The 24,630-nt window shown below is 59.4% G+C and carries 26 protein-coding genes and 1 pseudogene; 19 read left to right on the forward strand and 8 right to left on the reverse strand.

Features of this window, described 5'->3' with window-relative positions; genetic code table 11:
- Nucleotides 1-583: 583 nt before the first annotated feature.
- From AC07VV_RS28780 to AC07VV_RS28800, 5 genes and pseudogenes are all read left to right on the forward strand, one after another.
- Nucleotides 584-889, forward strand: a complete 306-nt coding sequence (locus tag AC07VV_RS28780) for a type 1 fimbrial protein (RefSeq protein WP_495038169.1) — start codon at nucleotides 584-586, stop codon at nucleotides 887-889.
- A gap of 111 nt (nucleotides 890-1,000) precedes the next feature.
- Entirely contained in the window at nucleotides 1,001-1,240 is a 240-nt protein-coding gene (locus AC07VV_RS28785) for a hypothetical protein (protein ID WP_495038170.1), read from the forward strand.
- Nucleotides 1,241-1,377: 137 nt separating this feature from the next.
- Nucleotides 1,378-2,523 carry a transporter substrate-binding domain-containing protein gene (locus AC07VV_RS28790; protein ID WP_495038171.1) on the forward strand — a complete coding sequence of 382 codons (1,146 nt, stop codon included), beginning with the start codon at nucleotides 1,378-1,380 and terminating at the stop codon, nucleotides 2,521-2,523.
- A gap of 125 nt (nucleotides 2,524-2,648) precedes the next feature.
- Nucleotides 2,649-2,930, forward strand: a pseudogene (locus AC07VV_RS28795) (PAS domain-containing protein); the annotation flags it as partial.
- A gap of 243 nt (nucleotides 2,931-3,173) precedes the next feature.
- Nucleotides 3,174-4,238 carry a methyl-accepting chemotaxis protein gene (locus AC07VV_RS28800; protein ID WP_425220395.1) on the forward strand — a complete coding sequence of 355 codons (1,065 nt, stop codon included), beginning with the start codon at nucleotides 3,174-3,176 and terminating at the stop codon, nucleotides 4,236-4,238.
- On the opposite strand, the gene AC07VV_RS28805 is transcribed toward AC07VV_RS28800, so the two are convergent.
- The 5 genes from AC07VV_RS28805 to norR form a co-directional block, all read right to left on the reverse strand.
- A complete protein-coding gene (locus tag AC07VV_RS28805) occupies nucleotides 4,235-4,984 on the reverse strand; it encodes a YkgJ family cysteine cluster protein (protein WP_495038172.1) in 750 nt (249 codons plus the stop codon). The genes AC07VV_RS28800 and AC07VV_RS28805 overlap by 4 nt on opposite strands.
- A gap of 87 nt (nucleotides 4,985-5,071) precedes the next feature.
- Nucleotides 5,072-5,389 (reverse strand): hypothetical protein, encoded by a 318-nt coding sequence (locus tag AC07VV_RS28810; RefSeq protein ID WP_495038173.1) that lies wholly within the window; start codon nucleotides 5,387-5,389, stop codon nucleotides 5,072-5,074.
- Nucleotides 5,390-5,451: 62 nt separating this feature from the next.
- Entirely contained in the window at nucleotides 5,452-5,910 is a 459-nt protein-coding gene (locus tag AC07VV_RS28815) for a GNAT family N-acetyltransferase (RefSeq protein WP_495038188.1), read from the reverse strand.
- A gap of 27 nt (nucleotides 5,911-5,937) precedes the next feature.
- A complete protein-coding gene (locus AC07VV_RS28820; protein WP_096822815.1) occupies nucleotides 5,938-6,840 on the reverse strand; it encodes a chemotaxis protein CheV in 903 nt (300 codons plus the stop codon).
- Between the two features lie 125 nt (nucleotides 6,841-6,965).
- Nucleotides 6,966-8,519 (reverse strand): nitric oxide reductase transcriptional regulator NorR, encoded by a 1,554-nt coding sequence (gene norR, locus AC07VV_RS28825; protein WP_495038174.1) that lies wholly within the window; start codon nucleotides 8,517-8,519, stop codon nucleotides 6,966-6,968.
- Between the two features lie 163 nt (nucleotides 8,520-8,682).
- Here norR and hmpA point away from each other — a divergent pair, with 163 nt between their 5' ends.
- The 11 genes from hmpA (at nucleotide 8,683) to AC07VV_RS28880 (ending at nucleotide 18,251) form a co-directional block, all read left to right on the forward strand.
- Nucleotides 8,683-9,864 carry an NO-inducible flavohemoprotein gene (gene hmpA, locus AC07VV_RS28830; protein ID WP_495038175.1) on the forward strand — a complete coding sequence of 394 codons (1,182 nt, stop codon included), beginning with the start codon at nucleotides 8,683-8,685 and terminating at the stop codon, nucleotides 9,862-9,864.
- Between the two features lie 157 nt (nucleotides 9,865-10,021).
- Complete coding sequence (locus tag AC07VV_RS28835) at nucleotides 10,022-10,582, forward strand: ester cyclase (RefSeq protein ID WP_096822812.1); 561 nt, start codon at nucleotides 10,022-10,024, stop codon at nucleotides 10,580-10,582.
- A gap of 25 nt (nucleotides 10,583-10,607) precedes the next feature.
- Nucleotides 10,608-11,117, forward strand: coding sequence for a disulfide bond formation protein B (locus AC07VV_RS28840; protein WP_025109264.1), 510 nt, complete (start codon nucleotides 10,608-10,610; stop codon nucleotides 11,115-11,117).
- An 823-nt stretch (nucleotides 11,118-11,940) separates the two neighbouring features.
- The gene (gene cyoA, locus AC07VV_RS28845) at nucleotides 11,941-12,882 is read left to right on the forward strand and encodes a ubiquinol oxidase subunit II (protein ID WP_096822811.1); all 942 of its coding nucleotides are present in this window, start codon (nucleotides 11,941-11,943) and stop codon (nucleotides 12,880-12,882) included.
- Between the two features lie 3 nt (nucleotides 12,883-12,885).
- Complete coding sequence (gene cyoB / locus AC07VV_RS28850; RefSeq protein WP_096822810.1) at nucleotides 12,886-14,916, forward strand: cytochrome o ubiquinol oxidase subunit I; 2,031 nt, start codon at nucleotides 12,886-12,888, stop codon at nucleotides 14,914-14,916.
- Nucleotides 14,917-14,919: 3 nt separating this feature from the next.
- Nucleotides 14,920-15,546: a cytochrome o ubiquinol oxidase subunit III gene (locus tag AC07VV_RS28855; protein WP_007956720.1), complete on the forward strand. Its 627-nt coding sequence runs from the start codon at nucleotides 14,920-14,922 to the stop codon at nucleotides 15,544-15,546.
- Nucleotides 15,546-15,881, forward strand: coding sequence for a cytochrome o ubiquinol oxidase subunit IV (gene cyoD / locus AC07VV_RS28860; RefSeq protein WP_065261339.1), 336 nt, complete (start codon nucleotides 15,546-15,548; stop codon nucleotides 15,879-15,881). Before AC07VV_RS28855 ends, cyoD begins: the two co-directional genes overlap by 1 nt.
- Nucleotides 15,882-15,891: 10 nt before the next feature.
- Nucleotides 15,892-16,779, forward strand: coding sequence for a heme o synthase (gene cyoE, locus AC07VV_RS28865; RefSeq protein WP_249484757.1), 888 nt, complete (start codon nucleotides 15,892-15,894; stop codon nucleotides 16,777-16,779).
- A gap of 125 nt (nucleotides 16,780-16,904) precedes the next feature.
- Nucleotides 16,905-17,249 carry a toxin gene (locus AC07VV_RS28870; protein ID WP_495038176.1) on the forward strand — a complete coding sequence of 115 codons (345 nt, stop codon included), beginning with the start codon at nucleotides 16,905-16,907 and terminating at the stop codon, nucleotides 17,247-17,249.
- Complete coding sequence (locus AC07VV_RS28875; protein ID WP_096822807.1) at nucleotides 17,246-17,560, forward strand: helix-turn-helix domain-containing protein; 315 nt, start codon at nucleotides 17,246-17,248, stop codon at nucleotides 17,558-17,560. Before AC07VV_RS28870 ends, AC07VV_RS28875 begins: the two co-directional genes overlap by 4 nt.
- A gap of 199 nt (nucleotides 17,561-17,759) precedes the next feature.
- Nucleotides 17,760-18,251, forward strand: a complete 492-nt coding sequence (locus AC07VV_RS28880; protein ID WP_085709372.1) for a RidA family protein — start codon at nucleotides 17,760-17,762, stop codon at nucleotides 18,249-18,251.
- A 70-nt stretch (nucleotides 18,252-18,321) separates the two neighbouring features.
- Here the strand turns inward: AC07VV_RS28880 and AC07VV_RS28885 are convergent, their stop codons facing one another.
- From AC07VV_RS28885 to AC07VV_RS28895, 3 genes are all read right to left on the reverse strand, one after another.
- Nucleotides 18,322-19,026, reverse strand: a complete 705-nt coding sequence (locus AC07VV_RS28885) for a hypothetical protein (RefSeq protein ID WP_493158857.1) — start codon at nucleotides 19,024-19,026, stop codon at nucleotides 18,322-18,324.
- Between the two features lie 120 nt (nucleotides 19,027-19,146).
- Nucleotides 19,147-20,667 carry a sensor histidine kinase gene (locus tag AC07VV_RS28890; RefSeq protein WP_495038177.1) on the reverse strand — a complete coding sequence of 507 codons (1,521 nt, stop codon included), beginning with the start codon at nucleotides 20,665-20,667 and terminating at the stop codon, nucleotides 19,147-19,149.
- Nucleotides 20,664-21,380: a response regulator transcription factor gene (locus AC07VV_RS28895; protein WP_096822804.1), complete on the reverse strand. Its 717-nt coding sequence runs from the start codon at nucleotides 21,378-21,380 to the stop codon at nucleotides 20,664-20,666. The genes AC07VV_RS28890 and AC07VV_RS28895 overlap by 4 nt, the downstream gene beginning before the upstream one ends.
- A 151-nt stretch (nucleotides 21,381-21,531) precedes the next feature.
- Between AC07VV_RS28895 and msrB the strand changes: the two genes are divergently transcribed.
- Genes msrB through msrA form a run of 3 tightly spaced genes read left to right on the forward strand, consistent with a single transcriptional unit; the run spans nucleotide 21,532 to nucleotide 24,622 of the window.
- Entirely contained in the window at nucleotides 21,532-22,050 is a 519-nt protein-coding gene (gene msrB / locus AC07VV_RS28900; protein ID WP_495038178.1) for a peptide-methionine (R)-S-oxide reductase MsrB, read from the forward strand.
- Nucleotides 22,051-22,093: 43 nt separating this feature from the next.
- On the forward strand, nucleotides 22,094-23,902 hold the full coding sequence (locus AC07VV_RS28905) for a cytochrome c biogenesis protein DipZ (protein WP_495038179.1): 1,809 nt from the start codon (nucleotides 22,094-22,096) through the stop codon (nucleotides 23,900-23,902).
- Between the two features lie 15 nt (nucleotides 23,903-23,917).
- Nucleotides 23,918-24,622, forward strand: a complete 705-nt coding sequence (msrA, locus tag AC07VV_RS28910; RefSeq protein ID WP_495038180.1) for a peptide-methionine (S)-S-oxide reductase MsrA — start codon at nucleotides 23,918-23,920, stop codon at nucleotides 24,620-24,622.
- Nucleotides 24,623-24,630 lie beyond the last annotated feature (8 nt).

The raw sequence follows: 24,630 nt of genomic DNA on the forward strand, positions 1-24,630 counted from the left end.
GGGTCAGGAGGGTGACGGCTAGCTGACGGCGCTGTCAGTTTTCCTGTGTGTATATCCGTTGCTGCGGTAACGGCCGCTTAGGGTTCCGCCCTTACGGCGGGTCACTTTGGCAAACGCCCCAAAGTAACCAAAGGGCTGGGCCCCGGCGTTCGGCACCTCGCTTTGGCTCGGTGTTCCTTCGTTCCGGGATTCATCCGGGGGCATCGCCTACGGTTTGCTTCGCTGCACCTCCTCTCGATGTGTTCGACTGCGTCGAACGGTCGCTGCGCTCCCTCCCCCGGATAAATCCCTCCACTCAGCCTGCCGATGGGGCCGGCACGTCAAAAGCTTTACTCGAGCTAACGCTCATCGTTTTGAGTGGTGAGGTGCAGGGTGGTGGGAGCGTGTTTGTTCGCGAAAGGGGGCGGATCAGCAACTCAGTTTTGAAAATGTGATTCACCTTTCATATTTGCCTCGGCGATCTCCAGATTTTTATCTTCCCTGGCGACTGCCAACTACGCTCCTAAAGATCCGCCTCCACCAGCGGATACACGGTGTACAGCCCTGACGCCATTGGGGTGGGTCTTTCGGGAGTGTCTTTGCCATGAAGTTGAATATCGCAATATCGGCTGTGCTTGTCTGGCTTCCGCTTTGTGTCTTTGCCGCGCCGCAGACGAGTTCCGGTGAGATCCGGTTCAGTGGGCGGATTGTCGAGTCAGGTTGTGAGGTGGGGCGTGTCGGGGCGTTGGGTTCGAAGGAGTCACGGCAGGTTGAGATCAAGCCTGGCCTGACGCTTGATGTCGATTCCTTTCGCAATGCGTGCAGCCATGAGGCGCTGCCGATGTCCGTCACTTATGAGGCGCTGAAGACTTCGAGCGACAAGGGCATTGTCACCATCAGTTATCTGTAAGCCGTTCGGCGTGCCGTGTAAATCTTCAGGTGCCGATATTGGGCGCGCAGGTATACTGCGCGCCTTCGCGGCTCACTGTTCGGGCCCGACTTTTTGCTTTGCGGAGCTTTTATGACTTCCCCGACCCAACCGCCAGTTGATGACGCTATCAGCGACGTCACGGCCGAGCATGCTGAAACCAACGAAACCCAAGCCAAGATCCCGGCCTTCAAGTTCCCGTTCAAGCCAGGTGACCTGGCGGCTGCCAAAGCGGCCAAGCAGCCGCAGTTCAAGGGCAAGGACGGTGATCGTCACGCCAAGATTCCGGGCGTGGCTCCGTCGGGCACTCGCCGTTCGATGGGCAAGCGCTGAGTTTCCCTTCTCGTCAGGAAAGAATTCGCTTTTCAATTCGGACTCTTCCCACGCAGACGAGAGAATCATCCTCTGGGAACAATGGCAGCCACTCGACAAGAATTCGCTCCCCTGAATACTTGAAGTAGGCTGCCGCAATGTCTCTGGCAAAAAAACTGACTGTTCTTTCGCTGATGCTTCTCACGACCGGATGTGTTTCTTCCAATCCTGATCGCGCTGTCCGCATCGGTGTCGAGGCGCTGGTTCCGCCCTTCGAGAGCCGCAACGACAAAGGTGAGCTGGTCGGGTTAAACATCGAACTTGGTAACGCGTTGTGCGCGGAGTTGCAGGCTCGATGCGTCTGGGTCGATCAGGATTACGCGAGCAATATCGCAGCGCTGCAAGCCGGCCAGTTTGACGTGATCATGCCAATGAGCCCCACCCCGGCGCGGCGTGAACGTGTCGACTTTACCGACATTCTTTACCCGCTGAGCAGCCAGTTGGTCGCCCGCAAGGGGTCGAACCTGAGTCCGGATGTGCAATCGCTCAAAGGAAAACGCATCGGCGTTCTGGCCGGCACCAGCCGAGAGGGGTTCTCCAGGGAGCGGTGGGGTTCGTCGGGTGTGACGGTGCGTAGTTTTCAGTTCAACGATCAATTGATTGCCGCCCTGCAATCAGGGGAAATCGACGCGACCTTGCAAGACACGATCGAGATTACCCAGGCACTGCTGAGTCAGCCGCAGGGGCGGGAGTTTGCTTTCGCAGGTCCGGTATTGATGGATCCGATGCTCGGTTCGGGCGTTGCAATGGCGATCCGTAAAACCGATTCCGTACTGCGTGATGACCTGAATTCTGCACTGAAGCGTCTGAAGCTCAGCGGTAAATATCAGTCGATCTCCGAGCGTTACCTTCCGGCCGCAGCCGATGACTCCCTGCGCTACAAGCCCAACACCGAAGGGTTGCCATTCTCGGATTCCGTGCGAGTCGGGGAAACCGTTTATCTGTCAGGTGTACTGGGACTGGATGCCAACGGGCAACTGGTCAAGGGCGGTATCGGCCCGCAGACTGCCCAAGCCTTGGAAAACCTGCGCATTGCCTTGAAGGAAAGCGGATCATCCTCATCGCACGTTGCCAAATGCACGGTGATCCTTGCCGACATCAAGGATTTTTCCGGGATGAATCAGGCCTACCGCCAGTTCTTCCCTGGCGACCGTTTGCCTGCCCGTACAACGTTCGCCGGCAAACAGCTGGTGGTGCCGGGTGCCAAAGTTGAGATCGAGTGCGTGGCGGTATTGTCAGACTGAGCAGTTGTATATCGGCGATTGATGGCTAAATGCCCGGAACCTGAGCCAGATCAACGTTTAACCAGTTAGTGCGCTTAGAGTCAGCAGCCCTGCCGACTCTTTCCAATAAAACGAGCGCGCTTTCCATGAAGATCAATCTCCCGGTGACCGGGCGCAATGTCGATGTTGCGCCGGATGCGAACATTCTCTCGACCACCGATCTGACCAGCGCGATCACCTACGCCAACGAAGACTTCATCAAGATCAGCGGTTACAGCCGTGACGAGCTGCTGGGCACGCCGCATAACCTGTTGCGTCATCCGGACATGCCGGCGCAGGCGTTTGCCCATATGTGGCAGACGCTCAAGCGCGGGCGGTCGTGGATGGGGCTGGTGAAGAATCGTTGCAAGAACGGTGATCACTATTGGGTCAGTGCCTATGTCACGCCGGTCACGCAGAACGGTGCGGCGGTGGAGTTTCAGTCGGTGCGTACCCGGCCGGATGCGCGGCAAATTGCAGCGGCGGAGCGGGCCTACGCGCAGTTGCGCGGAGAGCGGGTGGCGCGTTGGCAGTGGCTGCCGGTGTTGGGGTTGCGGGCGCGGATCATGGCGTTGACCAGTTCGGTGCTGGCGGTGGTGCTGGGGATTGAAGCCTGGCTGCGGCCGGAGTCCATGGGCATTGAAGCCGCTGCGCTGGTGGCCGGCAGTGGCGCGTGTGCCTTGGGCGTGGGTTGGTTATTGCGGCCGCTGGAGCGACTGACCGAGCGTGCGCGGCAGATTGCCGACAATCCGTTGAGCCAGGGCATTTATACCGGGCGGCGGGATCAGTTCGGGCAGATCGAGTTCGCCTTGCAGATGCTCGAAGCGCAGGTCGGCGCGGTGGTCGGGCGGATCGGCGATGCGTCGCAACGGCTGGCCGGACATGCGGCGCAGCTGGTGGATCATCTGCACAGCAGTCACACCAGTACGTTGGCGCAGCAGGCGGAAACCGATCAGGTGGCGGCGGCGATTCATCAGATGGCGGCCAGTGTGGCCGAAGTCGCCAGCCATGCGCAGCAGGCGTCGGTGGCGGCTGATATGGCGGGGACGGAAACCCGTGAGGGGCATCTGCTGGTCGGCGAGAGTCGCAGTGCGGTGTTGCGACTGGCGGAAGAGTTGGGCCGGGCCACCGAGGTGATTCATCAGCTCGAAGGCCACAGCAGCGAGATTTCCGGCGTGCTGGAGGTGATTCGCAGCATTGCCGAGCAGACCAATCTGCTGGCGCTTAACGCGGCAATCGAAGCGGCGCGGGCCGGGGATGCCGGGCGTGGTTTTGCGGTGGTGGCCGATGAGGTGCGGGGCCTGGCCCAGCGTACTCAGCAGTCGACCAACGAGATTCAGCGGATGATCAGTACCCTGCAAAACGGTGCGCGGGATGCGGTGCTGGTGATGCAGCAGAGCAGCGAGCATGTGGATAACAGTGTCGAACAGGCGCAACGCGCGGCCCGTGCCTTGGACGGTATCAGTGGGCGGGTCGAGCAGATCACCGAGATGAGTCTGCAAATTGCCGCAGCGGTTGAAGAACAGAGCGCAGTGAGCGAGGACATCAACCGCAACATCGTCAGCATTCGCACGGCGTGTGAGCTGACGGTGGATGAAGGGCGCCAGAGCCAGCTCAACTCACAGGACGTGGCGGGGCTGGCGGGGGATTTGCGTTCGCTGGCGCGGGAGTTCTGGGGGCGGCGGCAGGGATCCTAGGCCGCGCGCAGGGAAATGAACGCGTAAGTCTGCGGCGGTTCGGTGACCACTTGTGCACCCGCCGCCAGCACTTGCCCGGCGACATCATCACCGGAGAGGTGAAACAGCCATTCGCTGGACACTTCGCTCAATGGCTGCGCGGTGACCTGATCGATGACCGAGGCAAACACGCTCATGTCCGGCAGGTACGCGGTAAACCCGTCACCCTTGAGTGCCGTGGTGCGGATGCCGAGTAACCCGCAAATCGCATCCTTGGTCCGGATGTCATCGCGATCGGCCTGACGGGAGCGCTGGATCAGCGTCACCAGTTCCTGATCCACCAGTTCACCACCGACGATCAGCTCCGGCCCTTGTTCCCAAGACTCCGGCGGACAGTCCTTGGCAGCCGGGTTCAGCGAAATGTGCGGATTGATTTCGGCGGGATAGATGCGACACACCAGCGGCCGGCGCTCGTAGATGCGGCACAGCTTGTCTTCGTCAAGATTCCGGCAGGGGCCGACGTTGTAGGCGGCGAAGGTGATCGCCACATGGGCGTCGGAGTTTCCGCTGCGCACCACCGCCGAACGACGCTGCGCGTGTTCACGCTGTTGCACCGGCAGGCCCAGGCCATTGGCGAGAAATGCCTCCACCAACACGATCACCTGACCGCCGTCAGCCGCCCACATACGGGCTTCGGCCAGCGTGAGAGGCACGTGATGATCGGTGCAGCATTTGCCGCAACCTACGCAGGAAAACGTCGTATTCATTGAGCGGGCAATCTTCAATCAGGGTGTGAAACGGCGACGTAAAGCCGCCATGCAGGCCTGGATTGAAGCAAGTTGTGCGCCATTCACTCAGGGCTTGGCGGTCGGGCGGATCGAGTCCCATTCGGTGACGAACGCGGTTTTCGACTTTTTGTTGTACAGGCACAGCTCGGTGCCTTGTTGGCCCTTCATGTGTTTTTGCGGGTACTGGCCCTGCAGCAATAGCGCGGTGTAACCGACGCGGTCATCGAATTGCGCGGCGTTGCCGACCGGTTTGGCGTCTTTCAGGCCGCTGGCCTTGGTGCAATTGGCGAGTACGGCTTTGTCGTAGGCGGCCCAGGCGTCGGGGCTGGAGGCGTGTGCAAACGGGGCGATGAGGCAAAGCACTGAGAGGGCGAGGCGTTTCATGGTTTGGGCATCCTTGGAGGGTTGATCGCCAGGGTTGGAGTATGCCGCAGGATTTTAGTTTGTCAGTCCGGCACCAATTCCCGGCGGACCACATACATTCCGGACGTTTCGTACAAGCTCTGCGCCCGACGGTTGTCTTCCAGCACCTTCAGATCGACAAACCCTTCGCGCCGATCCTGAAACACCTTGAATGCATGAAGCAGTAGCGCCCGTCCCAATCCACGTCCTTGGGTGCGAGGATGCACCACCAGATTCTTGATGTAGGAACTGGTCCAGCATTGCGCCACGCCGAGGACGCCATCGGCATCGCTGGCGATGAAGCACAGTGCGGGATCGTATTCCGGATCGTTTTCAAACTGCTGTTGCCAGACGTCCAGCGCCGGCACCCGGCCGCCACCTTCGCGGTAGCCGATTTGCATCAGTTCATGCACGGCGGGTGCGCGTTCGGCGCTGTAGGTCGTGAGTTCGATGCCGTTCGGCCATTCGATGGCTGGCACGTCCTGGCTCAGGTCGCGCCGCATCAGAAAACAGAACGTCTCGCGCAAGACTCAGTGTCCGTGAGCGGCGACGTGTTTGGCCGCTTCGATCAGGCAGTGGGTCAGTTCTGGCGAGGAGAACTTGGTCAGCACCCCGTTCGCCCCGGCGAGGCGGGCCTTTTCACTGTTCATCGCGCTGTCCAGCGAGGTGTGCAGCAGCACGTAGAGGTGGGCAAAGTCCGGGGTCTCGCGCAGGGTCCGGGTGAAGGCGTAGCCGTCCATCTCGGACATTTCGATGTCGGAGACGATCAGGTTGATCTGCTGCGCCGTGCCTTGCAGGTCCAGCAGGCAGTCGATCGCTTCCTTGGCGCTGCGGGCGGTATGGCATTGCAGGCCGAGGTTGCGCAGGGTGTGCACCGATTGCTGGAGCGCCACCTGGCTGTCGTCGACCACCAGAATCCGCGCGTTGCCCAGCACTTCGGCGTCTTCCATGCTCAGGTCGGTCGGGGCCATCTCGATTTGCGCCGGGGCGATACTGTGGATGACCTTTTCGATGTCCAGCACCTGCACCAGGGTGCCGTCGACCGAGGTCACGCCGGTGATGTAGGCGCGCGAACCGCCGGAGCCGAACGGCGGCGGTTTGATGTCGGTGGTCAGGCAATGCACGATCTTGCTCACCGCCTGCACGTGCAGGCCCTGTTTCGAACGGCTGACATCGGTGACGATCAGGCAGCCGCCGTTCGGGTCTTCCAGCGGACGCTCGCCGATGGCACGGCTCAGGTCGATCACCGACAGCGAAGCGCCGCGCAGGGTGGCGATGCCTTTGACGTGCGGGTGCGACTCCGGCAGCTTGGTCAGCGGCGGGCAGGGGATGATTTCACTGACTTTCAGCAGGTTGATCGCCATCAGCTTGCCGCTGCGCAAGGTAAACAGCAGAAGCGAAAGTGAATCTGCGCGGGCTTTGTTGGAAGACATAAAAACCTTCTGTGGAAAAAAGGTGATGGGCGAGGGTGGAAATCGCCGAAAACTATTGATGCCGGGTTATCGACTTGTAACCGGCAGGCTTTAGGGATTCTGGCGCCAATCCGACGGCGGGACTGTCATTTCATCCCCAACCGCTTGGCCATTCGCCCGAGATTCGCCCGGTCCAGCCCCAGTTCACGCGCGGCGCTGGCCCAGTTGTCCCGATGCCGCTCAAGTGCAGCACTGATCAACTGCCGCTGATATTGCTCGGTGGCTGCGCGCAGATCCCCGGAAATCAACGGCATCGCGACGACGGCACTGGCCGGCTCCGGCGAGTTATCCACAACCTCACGCGGCAGGTCGAGATCCATCGCGCTCAGGCTGAGAATCTTCGGCCGCACCTTGCAGTTGCCCAGCGCCTTCAGCGCGCTGCGGCCGATCAGGTGTTCCAGTTCCCGCACATTGCCCGGCCAAGTGTAGGCAAGCAGCGCTTCTTGCGCGTCGCTGTTCAGGCGCAGGCTGTTGAGGCCCATGCGCGAGCGGTTCTGTTCAAGGAAGTAACCGCTGAGCAGCAGCACATCGCGACCCCGGTCACGCAGCGCCGGCACCCGCAACGGGTACACGCTCAGGCGATGATAGAAGTCGGCGCGGTAGCGGCCGCTGCGCACTTCTTCGGCCAGGTCGCGGTTGGTCGCGGCGATCAGGCGCACGTCGACCTGATGTTCTTTGTCCGAACCCAGACGTTGTAACTGGCCGCTCTGCAAAACCCGCAACAGTTTGGCCTGGACGGTCAGCGACAGCTCGCCGACTTCATCGAGAAACAGCGTGCCGCCGTTGGCCAGTTCGAACTTGCCGCGCCGGTCGCTGGTGGCGCCGGTGAAGGCACCGCGCACGTGGCCGAACAGTTCGCTTTCCACCAGGGTGTCCGGCAGGGCCGCACAGTTGAGGCTGATGATCGGTTTGTCAGCACGCTTGGAGGCGGCGTGGATCGCCTGGGCCACCAGTTCCTTGCCGACCCCGGTTTCCCCGGTGATCAGCACGGTCAGGTCGCTACCGCCGACCAGATTGATCTCTTCCACCAGCCGTTTGTGGGCCTTGCTTTGGCCGATCATCTCGCGGTTCTGCTGGCCGCTGGCCTGGCGATAGACCTCGGCGCGCTGGTGCTCGTCTTCAGCACGGATCGCCAGACGTTCGATGCGTTCGGCGGCGTTGACCGTGGCCGAAGCGAGGCTGGCGAAGGCCTGCAGGGCATCGAGTTCGATCGGTTCGAAACGCTCGGGATCGAGTGCGTCGAGGGTGATCAGACCCCAGAGTTTTTCATCGACAAACAGCGGGCAACCGAGGCAATCGTGGACTTCAAGATGATCGTCGAGGCCGTCGACCAGTCCGTCATAAGGGTCGGGCAATTCGCTGTCGGCGGCGAAACGGGTCGGGCCGACGCCTGCCAGTAACACTTCGAAGCGCGGGTGTTCGCTGACCTTGAAGCGGCGGCCGAGGGTGTCGGTACTCAAGCCGTCCACGGCCAATGGCACCAACCACTCGCCATCGAGGCGCAGCAGTGCGGCGGCATCGCAGGGCAGCAGGGCGCGCATGGCTTCGAGCAGGCGTCGGTAGCGCTCGCCTTCGGGCAGTTCGCGGGACAGGTCGGAAACCAGTGGGAGCAGGGCGGTCAGCAGGGATTTGGCGGACATGGTTTTGTAGTCAAAGAGACGCGTTGTAGTCGAAGCGACTATAGATGTGCTTGTGTCGATCTGACTACATAAATTTCAAGTTATTGATTTATATGGATAATTTAGTTGGCACGATAACTGAAACGGTTAAGGCACTTTTAGAGAAAGCTCAGGAGTCACCCTTATGCTTAGCGTCCAGGATCGTGCCATCGTCAAATCCACTGTGCCTCTGCTGGAAAGCGGCGGTGAAGCGCTGATCACCCATTTCTACCGCATGATGCTCTCCGAGTACCCGGAAGTCCGCCCACTGTTCAACCAGGCCCACCAGGCCAGCGGTGACCAGCCTCGTGCATTGGCGAATGGCGTGTTGATGTACGCCCGCCACATCGATCAACTCGACCAGTTGGGCGATCTGGTGGCCAAGATCATCAACAAGCACGTGGCGTTGCAGATTCTGCCGGAACACTACCCGATCGTCGGCACCTGCCTGCTGCGCGCCATCTCCGAAGTGCTCGGCGAAGAAATCGCCACCCCGGAAGTGATGAGTGCCTGGGGCGCAGCCTACGGTCAGTTGGCCGATATCCTGATCGGCGCCGAAACCGCCATCTATGACCAGAAAGAACACGCCGTCGGCGGCTGGCGCGGGGCGCGGGAGTTCATCGTCGCGGCCAAGGTCGAGGAGAGTGCGGAAATCATTTCGTTCTACTTCGAACCGGCGGACAAAGGCCCGATCCTCGCAGCCGAGCCGGGACAGTACATCGGCATGAAGCTGGTGCTCGACGGCGAAGAAATTCGCCGCAATTACTCGCTGTCGGCCCTGGCCAACAAAGGTCAGTACCGCATCAGCGTCAAGCGTGAACCGGGCGGCCGTGCATCCAATCACCTGCACGATCAACTGCATGTCGGCGCCAGCATCCAACTGTTCCCGCCATCGGGCGAGTTCACTCTGACGGCCAGCGACAAACCGCTGGTGCTGATCAGCGGCGGCGTCGGCATCACCCCGACTCTGGCCATGCTGGAAGCGGCGCTGGAAACCGAGCGTCCGGTGCATTTCATTCACTGCGCGCGCAACGGCAGCGTGCATGCGTTCCGTGACTGGATCGACGGGCTGGCCGAGCGTCATCCGCAGCTCAAGCGTTTCTATTGCTACGCCGAAGATGATGGCGTGAGCCCGGCGGCGGACAAGGTCGGGTTGCTGAGCCAGGAACAACTGGGTGAGTGGCTGCCGGAACAGCGTGATGTGGACGCCTACTTCCTTGGGCCGAAAGGCTTCATGGGGGCGATCAAGCGTCATCTGAAGGCGCTGGGTGTGCCGGAGAAACAGAGCCGTTACGAGTTCTTCGGGCCGGCGGCTGCTCTGGAATAAGCCTCATGAGCGACCCGAGATTCTCGGGTCGCTTTTTTTCGAACCGTTCTGATTCTTAAAAAGTGTTTAAAGGTTAATCGTTTCTTAACCGGTTTATCGTTTATTCCCCGATGCTGATGATAGGCGCTCGTTCGTTTACATGATCAGGATCGCCCCCATGTCGCACTTCGCTTCCTCCCGCCGTTTCAGCCTGGCCACTTTGGGCCTGTCCGTTGCCTTGCTGTCCAGTCCGTTTGCCTTTGCCGAATCCGCGTTGATCCAGCCGCAGACCCTGATCGTCGATCAGAGCCTGCCCAAGGCGCAGCGTGATGCAATGGAACTGGCGGCGCGGCGTTATGGCAGTTTCTGGAACACGGGCGAAGAGGCATTGGCCACCGCAGCCCTGTCGCCGCAGTTTGTCGACAAGACCCCGCCGGAAGGACGGGTGCAAGGGCCGACCGGGCCGCTGCTGGCGTCGAAGTTCTTTCGCACGGCGGTGCCGGACTTGAGTTGCGAGATCGAACAAATGATCGTCGCCGGTGATCGCGTGGTGGTGCATCTGCACTTTCGCGGGCACTTCACCGGTACGTTCAAGGCTCTCAAAGGGCAGGGGCAGCGTGTAGACTTCCGGGCAACCGATATCTATCAGATCGACAACGGTCGCATCGCGGCCAATTGGCATATCGAAGACAACATCAGCCTGATGGCGCAACTGCAAGCGCAGCCGCCGGCCAGCTGAACCATGGACATGAAAGGGAAACGCGATGAGCGAGGAAACGATTCGATTGGGACGTGAGCGGCGCTTTCTGGTGCTGCTGGGCATCATCTGCCTGGCGCTGATCGGCGGCGCGCTGTACATGCAGATCGTGCTGGGCGAGGCGCCATGCCCGCTGTGCATCCTGCAGCGCTATGCCTTGCTGTTGATCGCGCTGTTCGCGTTCATCGGCGCGGCCATGCGCACCCGCCGCAGCATCACCGTGTTCGAGGTGCTGGTGGTGATCTGCGCGATTGCCGGGGCCGGTGTCGCCGGGCATCACGTGTACACCCAGTTCTACCCGGCCGTGAGCTGCGGCATCGATGTGCTGCAGCCGATCGTCGATGATTTGCCGCTGGCGAAGATCTTCCCGCTGGGCTTTCAGGTAGACGGTTTCTGCTCAACGCCGTACCCGCCGATCCTCGGTCTGTCGCTGGCGCAATGGGCACTGGTGGCCTTCGTGCTGGTGGTGATCCTGGTGCCGCTGCTGACTTCGCGTAACCGAAAAGCACTGCGCTGAATCAACTTTTCGGCCCCGGCGCCGATAAAACAAACGCCCCGATTTGCCGTGATGGAAATCGGGGCGTTTTGCATTTCAGGGTCTTTGTGAAAACACCGTGACGAACGGCAAGGGAGGGTGCGACAGGTGTGCGACATGTTGTCACACGCGTCGTGTCGCAGCTCGTTTCACAGGCACGGATTGGTGCGCTGTTACAAAAAAGGATTGGTCTGTTTCAGCGTTTGTCTGTTTTTGCACGCGTGTGCCGGATCAGGCAGTTTTAACAGACGCTGGCACATGGCCAAAAGCCTTGGGGTATCGGGCTTTGCGCGGATCGCGACGTCAGAAAAAGCTTTCGGAGCTGTCTGAACTGAGGCCGATAGACCTACATTTTTTGGTGTTTTTGTTGAGAATCGATTTCGATAACATGCGGAACTTTTGCAAAAATGGTGATGGATTGTTGCTCGAACGGATAAAAATTATTTCGGGATAAGACATGGTGTATAGGGCGCTACCTATCTACAATCGCCCGCACTGAATTCCCGGCACTGTTCAGCCTTTATAAGGAACTGAGCAGGAAGTCGGGTGTCGAGCGGCCGAAAGGCTTGCGAGACACCCAGGTGTCGGTGCCTTCCAACTTTCCGCACCAAATGGAATTGGTCTGTAACAAGGCCTTTGACCACGAATTCGAATAAGAACTGACCGCTGTCCCAGGATTTGTCGAGCGTCTGACGCGCGACGGGCGGCCCTTATTCAATCCAAAGAAAATGCCAACCCTTGGCAGGGTGAAGTGTTGGCGATCAAAACCCAACTGCATTGCGCAAGCTGCTTTAGAGGTCGTGAGATGAGTAAAAACAGGTACCCCAGATTACTAGGCCTAGTGCCGCTGCTCGGCACGTTGTTGCTGGGAGGCTGCAACATGACCTTGCTCAATCCAACGGGCCAGGTCGGCCTGGAACAGCGCAACCTGATCATCACCGCCACGCTGCTGATGCTGTTGGTCGTTGTGCCGGTCATCATCATGACCTTCCTGTTCGCCTGGAAGTACCGCGCCTCCAACCAGAACGCCGTCTACACCCCGAAATGGTCGCACTCGACCAAGATCGAAGTGGCGGTCTGGACCATTCCGGTCCTGATCATCATCGCTCTGGGTTACATCACCTATAAGTCGACCCACGAGCTGGACCCGTATCGTCCGATCGAATCCGACGTCAAGCCTGTGACCATCGAAGTGGTCGCGCTGGACTGGAAGTGGCTGTTCATCTACCCGGAACAAGGCATCGCCACGGTCAACAAGATCGTGTTCCCGGCGCACACGCCAGTTAACTTCCGGATCACCTCCGACGCCGTGATGAACTCGTTCTTCATCCCGGGCCTGGGCGGCCAGATCTACGCGATGGCGGGCATGACCACCAAGCTGCACCTGATCGCTGACCGCAACGCTGAAATGGACGGTATCTCCGCCAACTACAGCGGCGCTGGTTTCACCGGTATGAAATTCAAAGCGATCGCAACTTCTCAGGAAGATTTCGACGCCTGGGTAAGTGAAGTCAAAAAGGCACCTAAACAGCTTGAACCAGCTGAATACGCAGCCCTTGCCAAGCCAAGCCAGAACAATCCAGTCGAGCTCTACTCCTCGGTCACGCCGAACCTGTTCCAGACCATCGTCGACAAGTACGAAGGCATGAAACCGGGCAAGCCACTGAAGCACGAGAAGAAAGAGAAAGAAGTGGCGGCAACGGATATGGACTCGAATTCGCATTCAGCTGCCGGGGCAGAGGAGTAAACGATGTTTGGTAAATTAAGTTGGGAAGCGATCCCTTTCCACGAGCCGATCGTGATGGTCACCATCTCGATGATCGCGCTCGGTGGTCTGGCGTTGTTCGCTGCAATCACCTACTTCAAGAAGTGGACCTACTTGTGGACCGAGTGGCTGACGTCGGTCGACCACAAGAAAATCGGTGTGATGTACATCATCGTTGCCATGGTCATGCTGCTACGTGGCTTTGCCGACGCCATCATGATGCGTACCCAGCTGGCGATGGCCACCGAGGGTTCGCCTGGCTACCTGCCGCCTGAACACTATGACCAGATCTTCACCGCTCACGGTGTGATCATGATCATCTTCATGGCGATGCCATTCTTCACCGGCCTGATGAACCTTGCAGTGCCGCTGCAGATCGGCGCGCGTGACGTTGCCTTCCCGTTCCTGAACTCCCTGAGCTTCTGGCTGCTGGTGTCCGGCGTTGTGCTGATCAACCTGTCCCTGGGCGTCGGCGAATTCGCCAAGACCGGCTGGGTTGCCTATCCACCGCTGTCGGGTCTGCAATACAGCCCTGGCGTGGGCATGGACTACTACATCTGGGCGCTACAGCTATCCGGTCTGGGTACAACGCTGACGGGGGTTAACTTCCTCGCGACCGTGCTGAAAATGCGTACCCCTGGCATGAAACTGATGGACATGCCGATCTTCACCTGGACCTGCACCTGGGCCAACGTTCTGATCGTGGCTTCGTTCCCGATCCTGACCGCTACCCTGGCACTGCTGACCCTTGACCGTTACATGGATTTCCACATTTTCACCAATGAACTTGGTGGCAATCCAATGATGTACGTCAACCTGTTCTGGGCATGGGGCCACCCTGAGGTTTACATCCTGATCCTGCCGGCATTCGGCATTTTCTCGGAAGTGATCTCGGCCTTCACCGGCAAGAAACTGTTCGGCCACCACTCGATGATCTACGCTTCGGGCGCGATCTCGGTACTGGGCTTCATGGTTTGGCTGCACCACTTCTTCACCATGGGTTCGGGTGCCAGCGTCAACGCCTTCTTCGGTCTGGCGACGATGCTGATTTCCATCCCGACGGGTGTGAAACTGTTCAACTGGCTGTTCACCATCTACCAGGGCCGTCTGCGCTTCACCAGCCAGGTTCTGTGGACTCTGGGCTTCATGGTGACCTTCGCCATCGGCGGCATGACCGGCGTACTGCTGGCCATCCCGGGTGCTGACTTCGTTCTGCACAACAGCCTGTTCGTGATCGCTCACTTCCACAACGTGATCATCGGCGGCGCGGTATTCGGCTACATCGCAGGTTTCGGCTTCTACTTCCCGAAAGCATTCGGCTTCAAGCTGCACGAAGGCTGGGGTAAAGCAGCGTTCTGGTTCTGGATCTCGGGCTTCTTCGTCGCGTTCATGCCGCTCTATGCACTGGGCTTCATGGGCATGACCCGTCGTCTGAACGCCACCACCAACCCTGAGTGGGTACCGTACCTGTACGTTGCCATGTTCGGTGCGGTGATGATCGCTGTCGGTATCGCCTGCCAGCTGATCCAGCTGTACGTGTCGGTGCGTGACCGCAACAAGCCAGAAAACATGTGCGAACACGGTGACCCGTGGAATGCCCATACCCTGGAATGGTCGACCTCGTCGCCACCTCCGTTCTACAACTTCGCTGTACTGCCAAAGGCAGACTGCATCGATCCGTTCACCGAGGCCAAGGAAAACGGTACCGCGTACCAGGCTCCAGCCAAGTACGAACCGATCCACATGCCGAACAACACCGCCACTGGCGTGGTGATGGGCGCACTGCTGACCGTGTTCGGTTTCGCGATGATCTGGCACATCTGGTGGTTGGCGATCGCCAGCCTGGCCGGCACTGTCATCTACTTCGTGATCCACGCTGCACGTGACGACCAGGGCTACATGGTTCCGGTTGAAACGATCGAGCGCATCGAAGCCGAGCAGCACAAGCGTCTGGTAGCGGCCGGGAAGATCCCTGCTTCCGCAACCCGTGTTGAAACCAAGTTGGAACAGGCTTAAACAATGTCGAACTTAGTGACCAATGCTGGACACGCTCATGGTCATGACCATGGGCACGATGACCATCACCACGACTCGGGCGAGATGACCGTATACGGTTTCTGGCTCTACCTGATGACCGACTGCATTCTGTTTGCGTCGATCTTCGCGGTGTACGCGGTACTGGTAAACAACGTCGCCGGTGGCCCGTCGGGCCACGACATCTTCGAACTGCCATACGTGCTGGGCGAAACCGCTCTGCTGTTGTTCAGTTCGATCACCTACGGCTTCGCCATGCTGGCGTTGTACAAGGGTAAAAAGCAGCAGGTTCTGGGTTGGTTGTTCATGACCTTTCTGCTCGGCGCAGGCTTCATCGCCATGGAGATCAACGAGTTCCACCTGCTGATCTCCGAGGGCTTCGGTCCTAGCCGTTCGGGCTTCCTGTCGGCGTTCTTCACCCTGGTCGGTACCCACGGTCTGCACGTATCCGCGGGTCTGATCTGGATGGGCATCATGATGTACCAGGTCAACAAGCACGGCCTGACGGCGACCAACAAGACCCGTCTGAGCTGCCTGAGCCTGTTCTGGCACTTCCTGGACGTGGTGTGGATCTGCGTATTCACCGTTGTTTACCTGATGGGGACCCTGTAATGGCTAATGCACACTCCCATGACAGCCATGATGCTGGCCACGGCAGCGTAAAGTCGTACGCCATCGGCTTCATCCTGTCGGTGATCCTGACCGTCATCCCGTTCGGCCTGGTGATGTTCCCGACCTTGCCGAAGTCCACCACGCTGGCAATCGTCCTGCTGTTCGCAGTGATCCAGGTGATCGTTCACCTGTATTACTTCCTGCACCTGGACCGCTCCGTGGCTCAGCGTAACAACGTGATCGCGTTCGTCTTTACGGCCATCGTGATCCTGCTGCTGGTCGGCCTGTCGCTGTGGATCATGTTCAGCATCCACACGTTCATGATGGCGAAGTGAGGTAGACCCGATGTCGCTCAAGCACTTTATCCAAATCACCAAACCGGGGATCATTTTCGGTAACGTGCTTTCTGTGGCAGGCGGGTTCTTCCTGGCCTCGAAAGGGCATGTAGATCTGGCGGTGTTCCTGGCCGCCATGATCGGCACTTCCCTGGTCGTGGCCTCCGGTTGCGTGTTCAACAATTGCATCGACCGTGACATCGACCTGAAGATGGAACGCACCAAGAACCGGGTGCTGGTCCAGGGCTTGATCTCCCTGAAACTGGCCCTGGTCTATGCGACCATCCTGGGTGTCGCCGGCGTTGCGTTGCTGTACAAGGTGGCCAACCCGTTGGCTGCATTGTTCGCCGTGATCGGCTTCATCATCTACGTCGGCTTCTACAGCCTGTACCTCAAGCGCAAGTCGGTTCACGGCACGCTGGTGGGCAGTCTGTCGGGCGCCATGCCGCCAGTGATCGGTTACGTCGCCGTGACCAACAGCTTCGACATGGCCGCACTGACCCTGCTGGTGATGTTCAGCCTGTGGCAGATGCCGCACTCCTATGCCATCGCGATCTTCCGCTTCAACGATTACCTGGCCGCATCGATTCCGGTGCTGCCAGTGAAGCGCGGAATCCAGGTGGCCAAGAAGCACATCCTGCTCTACATCCTGGCCTTCCTCGTGGCGACCTTGATGCTGACCTTCAGCGGTTACGCCGGCATGAGCTACCTCGCCGTCGCCGCGGCCATGGGCATGTACTGGTTGTACATGGCCTGGACCGGCTACAAGGCGGTGGATGACACGGTCTGGGCACGCAAGCTGTTCGTGTTCTCGATCTTCACCATCACTGCGTTGAGCGTCATGATGTCCCTGGACTTCAAGGTGCCGACCGAGCTGTTGCTGACGTACGCGCCGTAAGGTTCGAACGCTGTACGAGAAACCCCGTTCATCGAGAGATGAGCGGGGTTTTTTGTTGAGGATTGTTTATCCGCAACGAAAGGTGTTTATTGTCAATCTATAAGCAATTTGCTTATAGTTTTTGAATGAGAACAATATTCTTTGAAACCACGCTGTTCACCGCAAACCTGGGTCATTACCTCACGGACGACGAATATCGTGAGCTACAGACCTACATGCAGAACAATCCGCATGCAGGCGATGTCATGCAACGAACCGGTGGCTTCCGAAAACTGCGTTGGGCGGATGCTCGTCGTGGTAAAGGCAGGCGAGGTGGCTTGCGAGTTATCTATTATTGGCTTATGAATGATGGCCAGTTTTGGATGTTTGCGATTTATGACAAAGATGAGCTTGAGAATTTGACCGCCGATCAAGAGAGGGCGCTCAAGGGAGCCATAGAGAAAGAGTTGAAAACACGAGGTACCCCATGAAAAAACGCGACCTGTTTGCAGAATTGATGCAGGGCGTTGATGAGATGGCGGCTCAACGCGAAGGAAAAATCACACTACGTAATACGACACTTGAGGACAAACCAGCCCCTGAAGTCGCTGCTCAGGAAATCGTAGCGCTACGGGAAAAACTGCACATGTCACAGGCAGTTTTTGCCAGAAGAATCAGAACAAGTCCAAGCACCCTTAGAAACTGGGAGCAGGAGAAATCAAAGCCCAACGCTCAGGCTGCTTTGCTGATCCGTTTGGTGGAAAAATTCCCTGACATGGTCGAGCGATTGAGCGCTGTTTAAAGTCGTTTCCAAGTCTAAATGGAGCCCCGCACGTTCAATGTCGTGCGGGGCTTTTTCGTACAAGCAACCACAGGTTGCGGTGTGTCGGTAAAAGCCCTAGATTTGGATCCAACCCTGTCAGTTATGGCGCCATGCACTGTTCGGCGTTCAACTGTCGTAATCTGCAATTCTTCATGCATCGATCAAGAGGCTGGGCGAAATGACTGAGAGGATGACCTGCGACGAACGCTTCATTGCCCTGGCAAAAGAGCTGAATTACGACATCAATGGCGAGAACACCGTGGGCGGTAATTACGCGCCGCTGGTTCGTCATCACGATGAGCTGTACATCAGTGGCATGGTGCCGCGCACCGAGGGCAAGATTCAGTATCCGGGGCGGGTCGGGCTGGAGCTGACTCTCAAGGATGCGCAAGCCGCCGCGAGCATCAGCGCCATGCGTTGCCTGGCGTTCATCGTCGATGCAGTCGGTTCGCTGGACAAGGTCAGAGCGTTGTTGCGGGTCACGGTCTATGTGAAGTCGACCCCGGACTTCGTCGACCTGAGCGAAGTGGCCAACGGTGCATCCGACGTTTTCAGTTATGTGTTGGGTGATGCTGGCCGCCATACGCGTACAACCGTCGGCGTCTATCAGTTGCCGAAAAACGCCGCCATCGAAGTCGACATGATCGCGGCGGTGCATCCGTCGGCATAGTTGCTTAACGCCGAACAACAAAAAGCCCCGCCTGAAATTCAGAGCGGGGCTTTTTTCGTCAGCGCTGCGCTTATTGGGCGGCGATGCTGTAACCGTCGAACGCGGTCTGCTGTTGCAGGGCGGTGATGATGTTCTTGCGGTTGATCGCGTGCTCGGTGCCGGCGTTGTCGACGAAGGTCTCGCCTTCAAGTTCGGCTTCTTCGCCTTCACCGACGAAGGTGAAACCGAGGAATTCCAGTGCTTCACGATCCACGCTCAGGCGCGAGCGCGGCGTGCGCAGTGGCAGGGTCACGCTGATGCCGTCCTTGCTGATGCTGAACACTTCGACGTCTTTCTTGGCGCGTGCGGCTTTGCTTTTGCCGCCGCTCGGGTTGCTGATCGCCTGATGGGTCTGGTTCAGAACCTTCAGGGCCAGGCCGTAGACTATTTCCTGGAACGCCGGGTCGTCCTTGAAGCTGGACAGGATGCGGCTGATCGGGAATTTGCTGCTCAGGTCTTCAAGCGCTGCAATGTCGGCGGCTTCGGCATCTTTCAGACGCTTGAGTTCACCCATCAGCTCGTAGGCCTGGTCGTCATCGAAGCGGTCGTGGGCCTGGCGGATCGCAGCGCGCAGCTCGCGGATCTGGTCGCTTTCGCGGCTCGACTGGAACGCGTCCAGCACCATTTCGCTGATGATCTTCGCCTGTGGGATGTGTTGTGAAAGATTGATGGAGTTTTCGTATTCCGCTTTGGACGACAGGGTGACTACGGATTCAGCGGTGTTGAAATCGGACATTGAAATTTCACTACTTTTTTAACTTGAGATGAGACGAGAAAGCTTGGGGGGCTTTTTCAGGCCGACTAATTTAGGGGAGCGAGACGTTGTTGTCACGGAGCAACGGCCCGGTGGAGTTGATTATTTGTCCGGCGTATTCAGGTTCATCGAACGCACGATCCACTGTTCGGCGTTCTGTTGATCCACCGGCAGCGAAAAGCGAAAGGTAGCGCCCCGTCCCGCGACATCGAGCAACTGAATCTCACGCCCGTGCAGCTGCAGGATCCGGTGCACGATCCGCAAACCCAGCCCGCCATCGCGTCGCGCGCCACCGATATTGAACGGTCGCAGGAACAAACCCTCGCGCAACTCCGCGGCGATGCCGGGGCCGGTATCGCTGACGGTGATTTCAACCAGGGCGCCCTGGGGTTTCAGGCCGAGTTCGATTTCGCCACCCGGCGGCGTATGGCGCAAGGCGTTATCGAACAGGTTGGTCAGCACTCGTTCGATCAGCCCTAGGTCAGCGCAGACGGTCGACAGGTTGGTGCTGAAGCTGGCCTTGAGTGCAACATTTCGGGCTTCGGCGCCCAATTCGAATTTCTGGAAGATGTCCTGTACCAGATCGGTCAGGGAAAACTTCTCCAGCACAGGCTGTACGAATCCATGTTCCAGACGCACCAGCTCCAGCAACGATTGCGCGAGGCCGCCGACCTTGCGGCTCTGATCCAGGGCAATGCCCAGATAGCGACGGCGTTCTTCCGGGGACAGGGTCGCGTCCTTGAGTGACAGGGTTTCAAGGTAACCATGCAGCGAGGCCAACGGTGTGCGCAGGTCATGGGAAATGTTCGCCACCAGTTCCCGACGCTCCTGATCCTGGCGGGTCAGTGAGCGCCACTGTTCACCGAGACGGTTTTGCATCTGCCGGAACGCCGCGTCGAGCACCGCGATTTCATCCGGGTCCGCGGACTTGTCCACAGGTGTCGGCGCGACGGGCAGTGATTGCGGTGCGCCGTCGATGTCGAATTGGCCCACGGTTTCGGTCAGTCGTCGCAACGGCCGGGTGATCAGATTGAATGCCGTCAGGCCGGCAATCAGGCACAGGAATGCCACGAGTCCGATGGACAGCAGCGCCGTGTTGAGCGCTGCGCTGGTGGCGCCGCGCTCGGCGAAACGGTCGTGCGCTTCGCTGAGCAGGACCACGTAAAGGTAACCGGCCGCTTTGCCGTTGACCTGCAACGGTGCGGCGCTGAAGACCTTGCGACCATCGACGCTGCGCGGGTCGTCGCCGAGGATCGGCAACGGTTGATCGTTGAGCAATCGTCGAATCGGCGCGAGATCGACAGTCTGCCGACGCAGGCGTCCTTCCGGTGCCGCGTTACCGACGATCCGGCCTTCGGTATCGAGCAGGTACACCTCGACACTCGGGTTGACCAGCATCAACTGGCTGAACAATTCGCGCACCGCGCCGGGCATCAGTCCGTTGCTGTCCATCAGCACCGTGTCGTGGGCGATGTGTTGCGCCAGATCCCGGGACAGACCTTGCACCACTTCCAGCTCATGCATCTGACTGGAGCGCACTTGCAACCACGCCGAGGTGCCGCAGCACGCCAACAACAGCACGGCGAACACGAGGGACAGGCGCTGCGTCAGGGTCAGTTTCATGGTTGCTCTGCGCTCGTGCCGAATTTGTAGCCGCGACCCCACACCGTGAGGATGCGCACCGGTTGCGCAGGATCGGCTTCGATTTTCGCCCGCAGGCGATTGATGTGGGTGTTGACCGTGTGTTCGTAACCTTCGTGACTGTAGCCCCACACCGCGTTGAGCAGATCCATGCGCGAGAACACCTTGCCCGGCTGACGGGCGAAGAAATACAACAGGTCGAATTCCCGGGGAGTGAGGTCCAGGCGCTGGCCGTTGAGGGCCACGTCACGGGTGATCGGGTCGATGGTCAAGCCATCGAGGCTCAGGCTGCCGGCGTCCATCTTCAGATTGCGGGCCATGGCGTCCACGCGGCGCAGCAGCGCTTTGACCCGAGCCACCAGTTCAAGCATCGAAAACGGTTTGGCGAGGTAATCATCGGCACCCAGTTCAAGGCCGAGAATGCGGTGCAATTCGCTGGAGCGGGCGCTGGTGATGATGATCGGCGTGTAACGGGCCATGGCCCGGGCGCGACGGCAGATTTCCAAACCATCTACCCCCGGCAGCATGAGGTCGAGGATCAGCGCATCCCAGTGACCTTGCTGCAGCAGGCGCATGCCTTCGTCGCCGTCGGCGCTGTGTACCACCTCGAATTGCTCGTCCCGCAGGTGCAGGCAAATGAGGTCGGCAATGTGCAGGTCGTCCTCGACCACCAGGACGCGTTTGGTCTGTTCCATGAAGCTCAATCCTTCGGCGCGATGAACGCATTGTGCGGGTTTTCCTCGGGGCGAGTTATCACGAATTGTTTAACTTCCCGTGAGGATTTGGCGATCAACCCAAGCCTAGGCTGTGTTCCACGACAGGCATCTGGAATTTTGGGAGACGGCCATGTTTTCACGGCGACAGATTCTGGCAACGGGCGGCGGGCTGGGGCTTGCAGCCCTTCTGGCCGGTGTATTGCCAAAGTTATCCACCGGCTCCGCGTTGGTCGGCGAGGCGTTGGCCGACGAAGCGTTTGAAGTGACACACAGCGACAGTGAATGGCACGGGATGCTCACTGATGAGCAATTCGAAGTGCTGCGCAAAGAGGGCACGGAACGCGCCTATAGCAGCCCGCTGAACAACGAACACCGGACCGGCACGTTTGCCTGTGCCGGGTGCGATCTGGCGCTGTTCTCGTCCGAGACCAAATTCGACAGCCGCACCGGTTGGCCGAGTTTCTGGGCGCCGCTGGAACACGCCGTGGCCATACGTCAGGACCGTTCTTTCGGCATGACGCGGGAGGAAGTCCACTGTCGGCGTTGCGGCGGTCACCTCGGTCATGTGTTCGACGACGGGCCCAAACCCACCGGTCTGCGTTACTGCATGAACGGTCTGGCCATGACCTTCAAACCCGTGGCGGCCTGAGTCGTGGCTCGCCGGCGATCTTCACTTACAACAGGACGACACTATGTGGCTCTTGGTTCTCGCTTATCTCGGTGGTGTGCTGACGATTGTCAGCCCGTGCATCCTGCCGGTTCTGCCTTTTGTCTTCGCTCGCACCGGGCAGCCGTTTATCAAAAGTGGCTTGCCGCTGTTGGCGGGGATGGCGCTGACCTTCGCGCTCGTCGCCTCGTTGGCGGCGGTGGGCGGCGGTTGGGTGGTGCAAGTCAATCAGTACGGTCGCTGGCTCGCGTTGCTGTTCGTTGCACTGTTCGGGCTGACGCTGCTGTTGCCGCGTCTGGCCGAGCGTCTGACCCGGCCGCTGGTGTCCGCCGGCAGTCGCTTGTCGGAGGCCGCCGGTCAGGACAATCGTCCGCGTCCCGGCGCTTCGTTTCTGATCGGCGTCGCCACGGGGCTGCTGTGGGCGCCTTGCGCCGGGCCAATCCTCGGGCTGATTCTGACCGGTGCCGCGCTGCAAGGTGCAAGCATCGCCACCACGTTGTTGCTGCTGGCCTACGCCGCCGGTGCCGCGACCTCGCTCGCTGCGGCGCTGTTGCTCGGCGGTAAAGTCTTCGCGGTGATGAAGCGTTCGATCGGGACTGGCGAGTGGATCCGACGCGGACTTGGCGCCGCGATGCTGGCCGGTGTGGCCGCCATCGCACTGGATCTTGATACCGGGATTCTGGCGCGGTTCTCGACCGCCTCCACCGGTGGGCTGGAACAGGCCTTGGTCGGCAAGCTCTCGGGCAAATCCCCTCAGGGCAACGGCACGATGATGGCGCAGATTCCTGCGGCGGATGACGTGGCAAACGGCAGCATGATGGCGGCCGGCGGCGCGATGAAAATGGCCGCCAAGGCACCGGGTTCGTTGCCGGTCGAGGGGCAGTTGCCAGCGCTCGATGGTGCGGTGCAGTGGCTCAACTCCGCGCCGCTGGATGCCCAGGCACTCAAGGGCAAAGTGGTGCTGGTGGATTTCTGGACTTACTCCTGCATCAACTGCCTGCGCACTCTGCCTTATGTCAAAGCCTGGGCCGAGAAGTATCGCGATCAGGGACTGGTGGTGATTGGTGTCCACGCGCCGGAATTCGCCTTTGAGCGTGATGTAGGCAACGTCACCAAAGCCATGAAGGAACTGGGCATCAATTACCCGGTAGCCATCGATAACGACTACAAGATCTGGCGCGCTTTCAACAATGAATACTGGCCAGCGCATTACTTTGCCGACGCTCAGGGGCGCATTCGTTACCACCATTTTGGCGAAGGGGACTACGCCGAGTCGGAACGAGTCATACAGCAACTGTTGCGTGAGGCCGGTGCAAAAACCGTGGCTGATGGCCTGATCAACGCAGACGCTCAAGGCGTGCAGCTTGCACCGGACATGAATCAGGTGCTGTCACCGGAAACCTACGTCGGCTACCAGCGCGCAGAACATTTCGTACCGGAAACCAGCCTGGTGCCTGACAAGGTCGCGGCCTACAAGACACCTGCAAATCTTGCCCTGAATGACTGGAGCCTCGGCGGCCAATGGGCGGTCGGTGCTGAGCGTGCCACCGCCAGTGCGCCGGCAAGTCGTATCGTTTATCGCTTCCATGCCCGTGACCTGCACCTCGTGCTGGGCCCAGGGGCGGACGGTAAACCGGTGCGCTTCAAAGTGATGATCGATGGTCAGGCACCGGGCGATGCCCACGGTGTCGACGTGGCGCCTGACGGCAGCGGTCGCGTGACCGAACAACGCTTGTATCAATTGGTACGGCAAACCGCTGACGTGAAGGACCGCACCTTCTGCATCGAATTTCTCGATCCGGGCGTGTCGGCCTACGCCTTTACCTTCGGCTGATCAGGAGTACAGAACATGAAAGCTCAAACTATCTGGCGTCGTCTGCTGCTGGGCGTCGCGACGGCTGGGGTTGTTGCGCAATGCTCGGCGTTTTCCTTCGGGGCCGAGGAGGGCGTGGTCATTCCGCCGCCGGCCCTCGACGAAAACACCCAGGCACACAGCGAAACCGCAGTATTTGCCGGTGGGTGCTTCTGGGGCGTGCAGGGTGTTTTCCAGCACGTCAAAGGTGTGCAGAAAGCCGTTTCCGGTTACGCCGGCGGTGCGGCCAATACGGCGGAGTACGAACGGGTCAGCGAAGGGGATACCGGCCATGCCGAATCGGTGCAGGTCACCTTCGATCCAACTCAGGTCAGTTACGGCAGCCTGTTGCAGATCTACTTCTCGGTGGCCCACAACCCGACTGAACTCAACCGCCAGGGGCCGGACAGCGGCACCCAATATCGCTCGGCGCTGTTCCCGGTCAATACGGATCAGCAACGTGTAGCACAGGCCTACATTACACAACTGGATGCCGCGCACGCTTTCAGCAAACCCATCGTCACCAAACTGGAAACCTACAACGGTTTTTACCCGGCGGAGGACTATCACCAGGACTTCCTCACCGAACACCCGAGCTATCCGTACATCGTGATCAATGACATGCCGAAAGTGGCGCAATTGAAGCAGTTGTTTGCCCAGCGTTATCAGGAGAAACCGGTGCTGGTGAAAAGCGGGTCGTAATCACCGGT

Source organism: Pseudomonas sp. GW821-FHT02C04, assembly GCF_059421845.1.